The sequence below is a fragment of the Microbacterium sp. NPDC056569 genome (genome assembly GCF_042793475.1).
GTDB lineage: Bacteria > Actinomycetota > Actinomycetes > Actinomycetales > Microbacteriaceae > Microbacterium.
In genome coordinates this window covers 1-12,446 of sequence record NZ_JBHTUV010000011.1, presented here as the reverse complement: position 1 = coordinate 12,446, position 12,446 = coordinate 1, and the positions used below count along the sequence as shown (strand labels likewise).

The following is a 12,446-nucleotide window of genomic DNA, read 5'->3' as shown; positions in this document are numbered from 1 at the left end:
GCGGGGGGCACTCCTCGTATCCGGATAGCGGGGGCGGGTCGGGCCACAGGGCGGCCGGGGGGCCCGCGCCGGTGAGACGACCGGCGGCGGACGACACCGGGGGTGTGGCCCGGGATCGCGCCCGCCGACAGTGGTCTCACGAACGGAGACGGGGGACGGATGCCGCAGCCCGCGGCATCCGCATCACTTCTTGCGCTGCTCCGCCGCGCGACGCTGCGCGCGGTTCATCGGGGCCGGCGCGGCGGCCGGGGCGTCGGCATCCGTCCGCTGGCCGAATGCTCCGCGCTGCGGCTCGGCGGCGGGTGCCTGCTGCGGCGCCGACGCTGCCGCGGCGGCCGCGGCGGCCTGGCGCAGACGCGTCGTCGCCGCCTGCTGCACCTGGCCGCGATCGTTGCGCACCTCGACCTCGCCGGCGTCGTTCGACGCCGAGTACTGCAGGCGCTGGGTCTCGACCGGCTGCGCGCCCAGACCCTTGGCCTCGACCTGAGTCACCTGCTCGGCCCCTGCCTCGCCCTGACGGCGCACCTCGACCTCGAGGTTGTAGAGGTAGCCGACCGACTCCTCCTTGATCTGCCCCATCATGGCCTGGAACATCTGGTAGCCCTCGCGCTGATACTCGATGAGCGGGTCGCGCTGGGCCATGGCACGCAGGCCGATGCCGTCCTTGAGGTAGTCCATCTCGTAGAGGTGGTCGCGCCAGCGGCGGTCGAGCACCTGCAGCACCACGCGCCGCTCGAGCTCGCGCGTCGCGGCCTCGCCGAGCGAGTCCTGACGCTTGTCGTAGGCGATGCGCGCGTCGGAGAGGATCTCGCGCTTGAGTCCGTCGGCGGTGATGCCGCCCTTGCGGCCCGCGGCCTCGGCCACGACCTCGTCGATCGTGACGCCGACCGGGTAGAGGGTCTTGAGCTCCGTCCACAGCGCGTCGAAGTCCCAGTTCTCGCTGTGGCCCGAACCGGTGTGGTCGTCGATCACGGCGTTGATGGCGTCTTCGATGAAGTGCTGCACGCGGTCGGCGATGTCGTCGCCCTGCAGCATGTGGCGGCGGTCGGAGTAGATCGCCTCGCGCTGCCGGTTGAGGACGTCGTCGTACTTGAGGACGTTCTTGCGGATCTCGGCGTTGCGCGCCTCGACCTGGCTCTGTGCCGACTTGATGGCGCGCGTGACCATGCCCGACTCGATCGCCACGTCGTCGGGGAAGTTCGTGCGGGCGATGATCGCCTCGGCCGCGCCCGACTGGAACAGGCGCATGAGGTCGTCGGTCAGCGACAGGTAGAAGCGGCTCTCGCCCGGGTCGCCCTGACGGCCCGAGCGACCGCGCAGCTGGTTGTCGATGCGGCGCGACTCGTGGCGTTCGGTGCCGAGCACGTACAGACCGCCCGCCTCGACGACCTTCGTGCCCTCCTGGGCGACGCGGTCGCGCGTCGACTCGTAGACCGTGTCCCACTCGGCCTCGTACTCCTCGGGCGTCTCGACCGGGTCGAGGCCCTTGGTCTTCATCTCCTGCACCGCGAGGAACTCGGCGTTGCCGCCGAGCATGATGTCGGTGCCGCGGCCGGCCATGTTGGTCGCGACGGTGACGGCGCCCAGGCGACCGGCCCGCGCGACGATCTCGGCCTCGCGCGCGTGGTTCTTCGCGTTGAGGACCTCGTGCTTGATGCCCTTCTTGGCGAGCAGGCGCGAGAGGTACTCGCTCTTCTCGACGCTGACGGTGCCGACCAGCACCGGCTGACCGACCTCGTGGCGCTTGGCGATGTCTTCGACGACCTGCGCGAACTTCGCGGTCTCGTTCTTGTAGACGAGGTCGGCCTGGTCCTTGCGGATCATCGGCTTGTTCGTCGGGATCGGGACCACGCCGAGCTGGTAGGTCGACATGAACTCGGCCGCCTCGGTCTCGGCGGTACCGGTCATGCCCGCGAGCTTCTGGTACAGGCGGAAGTAGTTCTGCAGCGTGACGGTGGCGAGCGTCTGGTTCTCGGCCTTGACCGGCACGGCCTCCTTGGCCTCGATGGCCTGGTGGATGCCCTCGTTGTAGCGCCGTCCGACGAGGATGCGGCCGGTGTGCTCGTCGACGATCATGACCTCGTCGTTCATCACGACGTAGTCGGTGTCGCGCTTGAAGAGCGCGAGCGCCTTGATCGAGTTGTTGAGGAACGAGATGAGCGGGGTGTTCGCCGACTCGTACAGGTTGTCGATGCCGAGGTAGTCCTCGACCTTCTCGATGCCGGGCTCCAGCACGCCGATGGTGCGCTTCTTCTCGTCGACCTCGTAGTCGACGCCGGACTCGAGGGTCTTGGCGATCTTCGCGAACTCGACGAACCAGCGGTTCGCCTCGCCCGAGGACGGTCCCGAGATGATGAGCGGCGTGCGCGCCTCGTCGATGAGGATCGAGTCGACCTCGTCGACGATCGCGTAGAAGTGACCGCGCTGCACGAGGTCCTCCTTGCGCCACGCCATGTTGTCGCGCAGGTAGTCGAAGCCGAACTCGTTGTTCGTGCCATAGGTGATGTCGGCGTTGTACTGCTCGCGACGGACCTCGGGCGTCTGGCCCGCGACGATCGTGCCGGTGGTCATGCCGAGGGCGCGGTAGATGCGGCCCATGAGCTCGGACTGGTACGACGCGAGGAAGTCGTTGACGGTGACGACGTGCACGCCCTCGCCGGCGATCGCGTTGAGATACACCGGGAACGCGCCGGTGAGCGTCTTGCCCTCACCGGTCTTCATCTCGGCGATGTTGCCGAGGTGCAGCGCCGCCCCGCCCATGATCTGGACGTCGTAGGCGCGCTGGCCGAGGGTGCGCTTGGCGGCCTCGCGGACGGCCGCGAACGCCTCGGGCATGAGCTGGTCGAGGGTCTCGCCGGCCTGGTAGCGCGCGCGCAGCTCTGCGGTCTCGCCCCGGAGCTCTTCGTCGGTGAGGTGCTCGTAGTCCTCTTCGAGCGCGCCGACGGCCTTCACGACCTGCTGGAGCCGCCGGAGGATGCGGCCCTCACCGGCGCGAAGCAGTTTCTCGAGGGGGTTGGCCACGGAGTGTCTCCATCTTCTGGCTTTCGGGAGCGGCGCAACGGCGCCAGTGCCGCCCGGGTGCATGGCCCCAGGCATACCTGCCTATGTTATCCACCCGTGACCTTGGTGTGCGCTGGGTGTGAGCGCGCGACACGCGCAGGGTCGCGGCATCCGTTCGCATGCATTCCGGGTATGCATATACTCGGTCACTACATACTCGGTATGCCCCCTACGGAGAGGTGCGACATGGTTGTCTGGCGTCGATGGATCTTCCCGATCCTGCTGGTGCTCGTGCTGGGGGCGGCTGCGCTCGCCCTGGTGAAGATCGCGTTCTTCCCCGACACCGCGCCGACAGCCGCCCTGCAGCCCTCCGCGCAGATCGCCGATCCCGTCGTGCCGGTCGAGCGCGCCCAGGTCGCCAACGCGCTGAGCCTGACGGGGACGATCGCACGCGACGGCGCATATCCGGTCCGCTCGGAGATCGACGGCACGGTCACCGCCGTCCATGTCGGCGAGGGGCAGGCGGTCGCCGCTGGGCAGAAGCTGTTCACCGTGAAGCAGGCCGATCCGGTCAAGAACGTCGACGTCCTGGCGCCGGAAGCCGGCGACGTGACCGAGATCGCGGTCGTGAAGGGCCAGCCCGCGTCGATCGGCGGCGAGCTCGCGAAGCTGACGCCGGCGCGGTACCACGTGCGGGCGACCGTCGACCCGGTGCAGCTGTACCGGCTCCAGGGTGCTCCGACCGAGGGCTCCGTCACGATCCAAGGCGGCCCGGCGCCGTTCACCTGCACCGGCCTGAAGGTGGAGGTCGCCGACGACGGGACGACCACCGTCACGTGCGCCGTACCGGCGGACCAGGTCGTCTTCGCCGGGCTGCAGGCGCAGCTCGACATCGACCTCGGCACGGTGTCGGACGTCCTCGTGGTGCCGACGACCGCCGTCAAGGGCGGTGCCGGCTCGGGCGTGGTCTGGGTCGACGGGGGCGACGGGGAGCTCGAGGAGCGCACGATCGCGCTCGGGGTCAGCGACGGCACGATCGTCGAGGTGACCACCGGCCTCGACGAGGGCGAGCAGGTGCGCCAGTATGTGCCCGGCGTCGCCGCGGCCGACGAGCCCGTCTGCTACGACGACGGCATGGGCGGCGAGTTCTGCGAGCCCGCGGGGTGGAACTGGTGAGTCTCATCCGGCTGGAGGGCGTCGCGAAGCACGTGCTGCTGCCCGACGACACGCGTCTCGACATCCTGCGCAGCGTCGACCTCGCGATCGCCGCCGGCGATCACGTGGCGATCGTCGGGCGCAGCGGCTCGGGCAAGTCGACCCTGCTGAACCTGCTCGGCATGCTCGACTCCCCCTCGGAGGGTGCGGTCTGGTTCCACGGCGAACCGGTCCGGAAGATGCGACGCGGGAGGCTCGACCGGCTCCGCGGCCGCAACGTGGGTTTCGTCTTCCAGCAGTTCAACCTGCTCGCGGGACGCACGGCGCTCGAGAACGTCGAGATGCCGCTCGGGTACGCGTCGGGACGCGCGTTCTGGACGCGCCGCAGCGCCGCGACCCGCATGCTGGAGCGGGTCGGCCTCGGCCATCGTCTCGAGTCGACCCCGGAGCAGCTGTCGGGCGGCGAGCAGCAGCGCGTCGCGATCGCCCGCGCGCTCGTGCGGCGCCCGGCGCTCATCCTCGCCGACGAGCCCACCGGCGCCCTCGACGTCGAGACGGGGGCGAGCGTCATGGAGCTCCTCGACGAGATCGCCTCGGAGGCCGATGCGGCCCTCGTGACCATCACGCACGACCTCCATGTCGCCGCGCGTGCCCGGCGGCACTTCCGCCTGGAGGCCGGTGTCCTGACGCCCTTCGACCTCGCGACACCTGCCTCGGCGCCGCACGAGGCGACCGCGCCCGAGCTCGCCGAGAGCGTCGGCGAGCCCGAGGGCGCCCAAGGGCCCGAGCACGTCGACGTGTCCGAGGACGCGGCATCCGTCGACTCCGCCACGTGGGACGAGCAGCCCGAGCGCGCGGAGGTGGCGTCGTGAGCGGCTTCGTGGGAGCACTGGGCGAGGCGTGGTCGGAGCTGCGCCACCACAAGCTGCGGGTGCTGCTGAGCCTCATCGGCATCGCGGTCTCGGTCGGCGCGCTCACCGCCGTGGTCGCGCTCAGCGAGTATCAGCAGCAGCAGATGGCGGAGCAGTCCGACCAGAGCGGCGGGCGCCCGGCGACGGTCTCGCTGTCGGCGTCCCGCACCGACGGCGCCCCGATGGACTGGGAGTCCTTCGACGCGCACGTGGCGAACGTGGCGGAGCGGTACTCGTTCACCTACCTCACCCGCATCGTCGACCCGGTGCAGCTGCAGGTGCAGACCCCCGAGCAGGTGCGCCCGCTCAACGCGCGCCTCGTCGACCCGGCCTACCCCGTCATCCACCGCACTCCCCTGCTCGAAGGCCGCTGGTTCGAGGACTCCGACGCGGAGCTGCTCGCCCCGCCGGTGGTCATCACCGAGGCGCTGTGGGACGTCTACGGCCGGCCCGACCTCGGCACCGGCTTCGCATTGACCCTCACCGGCGACGGCGCGGGCTCCTATCCGGTGATCGGCGTGACTCCGCGGCAGTACGCCGGAGACGAGGAGAAGCGCCTGACGATGATGTTCGACTCCTACGCCGCGCATCGGGATGCCCTCCCCGCGGACGTGAACGTCATGTACGAGGTGTGGATCCCCGAGGGCGAGGTCGCCGGGATCGGCCCGGTGCTCGCCGCGGACCTGCGTGCGGGGCTGGACGACGGCATCCAGGTGAACGTCACGCGCACCGACTGGGCGTCCCGCCCCGAGATGCAGAGCTCGACCGCGGTCTTCGAGCTCGTGACCGGCGCGATCGCCGGGCTCGTGCTCCTGCTCGGCGGGCTCGGGCTCGTCAACATCCAGCTCGTCGCGATGCGCCAGCGCATCCGCGAGATCGGCGTGCGCCGCAGCTTCGGCGCGACGCAGGGCCGGATCTTCACGTCGGTGCTGCTCGAGAGCGTCGTGGCGACAGCGGTCGCGGGCGTGATCGGCATCGCGATCGCGGTCGCCGTCCTCAAGGCCCCGTTCGTGATGGACATGTTCCACGGCCTGCAGGACATCCCGCCCTTCCCGGTGCGCGCGGCCGTCACGGGACTCGTCGCCGCCGTCGCCATCGGCGCGCTCGCCGGCTTCATCCCGGCGCTCATGGCGGTGCGCTCCAACGTCATCGACGCACTCCGCTTCTAGCTGCTCAGGGCTTCCGACCCTCCGACCCGAAGGAGATCCCCATGTCCGTTCGACAGAGCCTGCTCGCGATCCTCGACCAGGGCCCGTGCTACGGCTATCAGCTGCGCGCCGAGTTCGACCGGCGCACCGGATCGACGTGGCCGCTCAACGTGGGCCAGATCTACAACACGCTCGACCGCCTCGAGCGCGACGGACTGGTGGAGAAGGGCGACGTCGACGAGCACGGCCACGTCTACTGGCGGATCACGGATGCCGGTGCCGGCGAGGTGCGGGACTGGCTGGCCTCCCCGGTGCAGCGTGCGCAGGGCACCCGCGACGAGCTCGCGATCAAGCTCGCGGTGGCCGCGACCCTGCCCGGCGTGGACGTGTCGGGGATCATCCAGACGCAGCGCCGCTCGTCGCTCGCGCAGCTGCAGGAGCTCAACCGCGCCAAGTACGCCGGGGCGAACCCCGACGGCCCGGAGGAGCTGGCGTGGTCGCTCGTCGTCGACTCGATGATCTTCGCGGCCGAGGCCGAGGTGCGCTGGCTCGACCACTCCGAGCAGCGACTGGCGCTGCATCCGGACCACGCCATGGCCCTGGAGCTGTCCACCGACAAGCCCAAGCGCGGACGCCCGGCCAGGGCCGAGGCATCCGTCGCCGCCGAGAAGGCGCGATGACCGACACCGTGCTGCGGCTCATCGGGGTGACGCAGCAGTACGGCACGGGTGCGACCGCCGTCTCGGCGCTCTCGGGCGTCGACTTCGAGGTGAGCCAGGGCGAGCTTGTCGCGGTGATGGGACCGTCGGGGTCGGGCAAGTCGACCCTGCTCTCGATCGCCGGGGGCCTCGCGATCCCGACGACCGGCGAGGTGATCGTCGAGGGCTCGTAACTCAGCGAGCAGACGCCCTCGCAGCTGGCGCGCCTGCGTCGCCGCTCGCTCGGGTTCGTGTTCCAGGATTTCAACCTCATCCCGACGCTCACCGCGCTCGAGAACGTCACGCTGCCGCTCGAGCTCGACGGGTTCCGCTCGCGGGCGGCGCGACGCGCCGGACGCGACGCGCTCGCCTCGGTGGGCCTGGAGGCCAAGGCCGGCTCGTATCCCGACGACCTGTCGGGCGGACAGCAGCAGCGCGTGGCCATCGCCCGGGCGGTCGTCGGTGGTCGCCGGCTGATCCTGGCCGACGAGCCCACCGGCGCGCTGGACTCCGTGACGGGCGAGATGGTGCTGAAGATGCTGCGCGCGCGGGTCGACGCCGGGGCCGCCGGCATCCTCGTCACCCACGAGGCCCGCCACGCCGCCTTCGCCGACCGCATCGTGTTCCTGCGCGACGGCCGCATCATCGACGAGTCGCGCCGTGCGAGCGCGGACTCGCTCCTGTCCGGATCGCGATGACGGAGCTGCTCGAGGCGCCCCGCCTGCACACGACGGACGACACGGATGCTGCGCCCCCGCGCCGTGCGCCGGGCTGGGGGCGGTGGCGGGTCGCGGCGCGCCTGGCGCGACGGCAGACCTGGCGCACGAAGGGGGCGAGTGCGCTCGTCGTGGCGCTGGTGGCACTGCCCGTCGCCGGGCTGGCCGGGGCGGCGGCGTTCTGGGAGTCCCACAACGGGTCGCCTCAGGATCGCGTCATGCTCCAGCTGGGGGCGAACGAGTCCTGGCTCGAGGTGACCGGCGGACCCGATCCGACGCGGTGGCAGTCGGTCGATCAGCCGTACGACAACCGGGTGGCCACCGACGAGTCGGGAAACCCGCTGAACCCGTTCCTCCCGCGCCCGACAGAACTGCCGGACTCCGTCCCCGACGACGCGACGGTGCTGCCGGTGCAGCAGTACGGATCCGCCGCGGTCGAGACCGAAGACGGCGTCGCGTGGCTCACGGCGACGTCGGGCGAGGTCTGGGCCCCGTCGTTCGCCGGTCTGTACGTGCCGATCGACGGTGTGGCCCCGACCCGCCCCGACGAGTTCATGGCCACGCCCGGGGCGCTGGAGCGCATCGGCGCCGAGATCGGCGACGCGGTCGACTTCCCCGACGCGGGCGTCACGCTGACCGTCACCGGCACGCTGCGACCCGCCGGCGCCGAGGCGAAGAGCGTCACGCTGTTCCTTCCGCCGAGCATGGCGACCACCGATGACCCGGCCACGAACCGGTGGTACGTGGCGGACTGGCAGCCGGGCGTCGCAGAGCTCGCCGCACTCAATCGCGAGGGGTTCATCGCCTACGCCCGCGACCTCGTGCTGGATCCGCCGGCGGGATCGGCGCGCACGTCGTGGGGCGACGGGTCGCTGCCGCTGTGGAACGTCATGCTCGTCGGGGCGATCGCCGCGACGGTCTGCGGCTACATCACGGTCCTCCTGTCGGGCGCCGCGTTCTCGGTGACCGCCCGCCGGCAGCAGCAGGCGCTCGCGGTCGCAGCGAGCGTGGGCGCGGCCCGCGGCGACGTCTTCCGCGTCGTGCTGCTGCAGGGAACCGTCCTCGGCGTCGTCGGAGGGCTCGTGGGCACCGCGGTCGGGCTCGGAGCCGCCGCGGTCGTGCTCGCCGCGACCGACCGCGGTGCGCTCGGCACCTTCTGGGGCAACTTCGGCTTCACCGTGCCCTGGCACCTGATCGCGCCGATCATCGTCTTCGCCGTGCTCGTCGGCACGATCGCGGCCGTCGCGCCCGCACGGGCGGCGATGCGCGGCGACACGCTCGCGGCGCTCCGTGGCGCGCGCCGCCCCGCGCTGCTCAGACCGCACCGGCCGGTGTGGGGACTCCTCGTCATGGTCACCGGCATCGTCGCCCTCGTCCTGGGCGGCATGTACATGGCGGCGACGGTCGCCACGCGGGGCGACACCGACACCCCGCCCTTCTACGTCGCCGTCTATGCGGTCGCGCTCGGGCCGATCATCTTCCAGATCGGGCTTCTCATCCCGTCGCACTGGGTTCTGGTGCAGCTGTCGAAGGCGGCCTCCCGCCTCGGCCTCGCCCCACGCCTCGCCGGTCGGGATGCCGCCGCGCACCCCTCGCGCGTGGTGCCGGCGTTCGCCGTCATCGGCGCCGGCATCTTCGCCGCGTCCCTGGTGCTGTCGCTCACGGCCATGACCGCGGCCGGCAACGCTCGCCAGCACTGGTACCAGGCACCGGAGGGCGCACTGTCGGTGCAGCTGTGGCAGGTGGGCTCCGACACGTCGGAGAAGCTGCTCGCAGCGGCGGACGAGATCGTCGCCTCGACGTCGCCCGAGGCGACGGCCCTGGTCGAGACGCCGAGAGGGCCGGAGACGGATGCGATGGGAGCGCCCGCCGATCCGGCGGCGACGACGTTCGGCGTGGCCCGCCACAGCTACGACTGGTGCGCGGACGACTGCGACCTCGAGGCGTACGAGCGCGCGTCGGGCATGCTGTCCGTCGTCGATCCGTCCGCCGTGGAGACCCTGCTCGGGGTGCCGCTGGACGACGCGGCGCGCGCGATCCTGCGCGACGGCGGGGCGGTCGTCACCGATCCCGGCTTCCTCACGGCAGCCGGCCACGTGATCGTGACGGAGTGGACGGCGGCCGACTACCTGGAGCTCATGGAGATGGGCGACGGGTCGGCAGTCGAGCCGATGGCGCAGCATCCGCTCTCCGCCGTCCTCGTCGATCCCGGACACCAGCAGCCGCACCAGGTCATCGTCGCCCCGCGCACGGCCGCAGCCCTCGGCGTCGAGCTGGTGCCGAGCGCGATCGTCGCGATCTACGACGAGCCGCTTCCCGCCGCGACGGTGGACCGGCTGACCGGGCAGACCGTCGAGCTGCGCATCGCGGAGGATGCCGGCCTCTACGCCTGGGTCGAGACCGGTCCCGCCCCGGTCGACCCGTGGCTGTGGCTCATCACGGGCGTGGCGGTCGCACTCGTGCTCGCGGCCGCGGCCGTGAGCCTGGGGCTCGCCCGGTTCGAGCGCCGGCCCGACGACGCGACGCTGACCGCGATCGGCGGCAGCCGGCTGCTGCGACGCAACGTCAACGCCTGGCAGGCCGCGATCATCGTCGGCGTCGGAGCGGTCATCGGCACCGCGACCGGCGCACTGTCGGTGTGGGGCTACGCGAAGGCGAATCCCGAGTCGTACCTGCTGGCCGACACGCCGTGGCCGTGGCTGGCGCTGCTCGGACTCGCGCTGCCGGTCGCCGTCACGGCGGTCGCGTGGCTGGTCCCACCGCGTCATCCCGACCTCACCCGCCGCACCGCGATCACCTGACGCGGGACGATCGGATGCTGCCCTCCCGCGCCCTTCGCGGGCGCAGGGAGGCGGCATCCTGTCGCCTCACAGGCGCACCGCGCTACGGTTGACTGTGCACACGAACGCCGACCAGATCGAAGCCGAGGCTCAGACCGAGCCCGCAGCGATGACCTTCTCCGACCTCGGGCTGAGCCAGCCCGTCCTCAAGGCCCTCAAGGACATCGGCTACGAGACCCCCTCGGCGATCCAGGCGGCGACCATCCCGACGCTGCTCGGCGGCCGCGACGTCGTGGGCATGGCGCAGACCGGCACCGGCAAGACGGCCGCCTTCGCGCTGCCGATCATCGACCGTCTCGACCTCGGCCAGAAGACCCCGCAGGCGCTCGTGCTGGCCCCCACGCGCGAGCTCGCGCTGCAGGTCTGCGAGGCGTTCGAGAAGTACGCGGCCCACCTGAAGGACGTGCACATCCTTCCCGTCTACGGCGGCCAGGGCTACGGCGTTCAGCTGTCCGCCCTCCGACGCGGCGTGCACATCGTCGTCGGGACCCCCGGCCGCATCATCGACCACCTCGAGAAGGGCACACTCGACCTCTCGGAGCTGCAGTACCTCGTGCTCGACGAGGCCGACGAGATGCTCAAGATGGGCTTCGCCGAGGACGTCGAGACGATCCTCGCCGAGACCCCCGAGACCAAGCAGGTCGCGCTCTTCTCGGCAACGATGCCCGCCACGATCCGCCGCATGTCGAAGCAGTACCTGCACGACCCGGAGGAGATCACGGTCAAGGCGAAGACGCAGACCTCCGCCAACATCGCGCAGCGCTACCTCGTCACCGCGTGGCAGCAGAAGATGGACGCGCTCACGCGCATCCTCGAGGTCGAGAACTTCGACGGCATGATCGTGTTCGGCCGCACCCGCTCGATCACCGAGGAGATCGCGGAGAAGCTGCGTGCCCGCGGCTACTCCGCCGCCGCGATCAACGGCGACATCGCCCAGCCGCAGCGCGAGAAGACGGTCAACCAGCTGAAGTCGGGCAAGCTCGACATCCTCGTGGCGACCGACGTCGCCGCGCGCGGTCTCGACGTCGAGCGCGTCTCGCACGTGGTCAACTACGACATCCCGACGGATGCCGAGTCCTACGTCCACCGCATCGGCCGCACCGGCCGCGCCGGCCGCTCGGGCGACGCCATCAGCTTCGTCACGCCGCGGGAGCGCGGCCTCGTCAAGATGATCGAGCGGGCCACCCGCCAGGAGCTCACCGAGATCCCGCTGCCGAGCGTCGACGAGGTGAACGTGACCCGGCTGTCGCGCTTCGACGACCGCATCACGGCCGCCCTCGGCGAGGCCGAGCGCATCGAGGCGTTCCGCGACATCGTCGCCCACTACGTGCGCAACCACGACGTTCCCGAGGTCGACGTGGCAGCCGCCCTGGCGGTCGTCGCCCAGGGTGAGACGCCTCTCCTCCTCGAGCCCGACCCTGAGCCGGCCCCGCGACGCGAGCGAGCCGAGCGCACGGACCGCGGCGAGCGCCCCGCGTTCGGCGAGCGCGGCGACCGGCCGGAGCGCCGCACGCCGCGCGAGGGCTTCGCGACCTACCGCATCAACGTCGGCAAGCGTCAGCGCGTCGAGCCGCGCCAGATCGTCGGCGCGCTCGCCAACGAGGGCGGCCTCCGCCGCGACGACTTCGGCGCGATCAAGATCATGCCGGACTTCTCGCTCGTCGAACTGCCGGCGAACCTGCCCGCCGAGGCGCTGGACCGGCTCGCCGACACCCGCATCTCGGGGCAGCTCATCGAGCTGCGTCCCGACACCGGGCGCCCGCAGCGCCGGAAGGACGCCACCGGTGGCTCGTACCGCGACAAGGGCGCCGGCTACGGCGATCGTTCGCAGAGCCGCGGGTCGTACCGCGACTCGGGCTCCCGCGGCTCGTACGGCGACGACCGTCCCGCGCGCAAGCCGCGCCACAAGCGCAGCGACGGCTGACCCGGCCGCGGCGGGGGCGGGCGCCCGCGCCCCCCCCCCCCCCGCGCCCCCCCC

At 71.5% G+C, this 12,446-nt stretch carries 7 protein-coding genes and 1 pseudogene; 7 read left to right on the top strand and 1 reads right to left on the bottom strand.

Annotated elements, in window-relative coordinates; translation table 11 throughout:
- Positions 1–183 precede the first annotated feature (183 nt).
- Positions 184–3,021 (bottom strand): preprotein translocase subunit SecA, encoded by a 2,838-nt coding sequence (secA, locus tag ACFQ7C_RS13610; protein ID WP_378901920.1) that lies wholly within the window; start codon positions 3,019–3,021, stop codon positions 184–186.
- Positions 3,022–3,246: 225 nt separating this feature from the next.
- Between secA and ACFQ7C_RS13605 the strand changes: the two genes are divergently transcribed.
- From ACFQ7C_RS13605 to ACFQ7C_RS13575, 7 genes and pseudogenes are all read left to right on the top strand, one after another.
- Entirely contained in the window at positions 3,247–4,176 is a 930-nt protein-coding gene (locus ACFQ7C_RS13605) for an efflux RND transporter periplasmic adaptor subunit (RefSeq protein WP_378901917.1), read from the top strand.
- Positions 4,173–5,027, top strand: a complete 855-nt coding sequence (locus ACFQ7C_RS13600; RefSeq protein WP_378901914.1) for an ABC transporter ATP-binding protein — start codon at positions 4,173–4,175, stop codon at positions 5,025–5,027. The genes ACFQ7C_RS13605 and ACFQ7C_RS13600 overlap by 4 nt, the downstream gene beginning before the upstream one ends.
- A complete protein-coding gene (locus tag ACFQ7C_RS13595) occupies positions 5,024–6,235 on the top strand; it encodes an ABC transporter permease (RefSeq protein WP_378901911.1) in 1,212 nt (403 codons plus the stop codon). Before ACFQ7C_RS13600 ends, ACFQ7C_RS13595 begins: the two co-directional genes overlap by 4 nt.
- Positions 6,236–6,276: 41 nt before the next feature.
- Positions 6,277–6,894: a PadR family transcriptional regulator gene (locus ACFQ7C_RS13590; RefSeq protein ID WP_378901908.1), complete on the top strand. Its 618-nt coding sequence runs from the start codon at positions 6,277–6,279 to the stop codon at positions 6,892–6,894.
- A pseudogene (locus tag ACFQ7C_RS13585) lies at positions 6,891–7,610 on the top strand (ABC transporter ATP-binding protein). The gene ACFQ7C_RS13590 and the pseudogene ACFQ7C_RS13585 overlap by 4 nt, the downstream one beginning before the upstream one ends.
- Complete coding sequence (locus ACFQ7C_RS13580; RefSeq protein ID WP_378901905.1) at positions 7,607–10,429, top strand: FtsX-like permease family protein; 2,823 nt, start codon at positions 7,607–7,609, stop codon at positions 10,427–10,429. The pseudogene ACFQ7C_RS13585 and the gene ACFQ7C_RS13580 overlap by 4 nt, the downstream one beginning before the upstream one ends.
- A gap of 148 nt (positions 10,430–10,577) precedes the next feature.
- Entirely contained in the window at positions 10,578–12,392 is a 1,815-nt protein-coding gene (locus ACFQ7C_RS13575) for a DEAD/DEAH box helicase (RefSeq protein ID WP_378902434.1), read from the top strand.
- Positions 12,393–12,446: the final 54 nt, after the last annotated feature.

Coding starts and splice junctions, on each gene's coding strand:
- ACFQ7C_RS13605 (WP_378901917.1), top strand. CDS start 3,247: ATGGTTGTCTGGCGTCGATGGATCTTCCCGATCCTGCTGGTGCTCGTG.
- ACFQ7C_RS13590 (WP_378901908.1), top strand. CDS start 6,277: ATGTCCGTTCGACAGAGCCTGCTCGCGATCCTCGACCAGGGCCCGTGC.
- ACFQ7C_RS13580 (WP_378901905.1), top strand. CDS start 7,607: ATGACGGAGCTGCTCGAGGCGCCCCGCCTGCACACGACGGACGACACG.
- ACFQ7C_RS13575 (WP_378902434.1), top strand. CDS start 10,578: ATGACCTTCTCCGACCTCGGGCTGAGCCAGCCCGTCCTCAAGGCCCTC.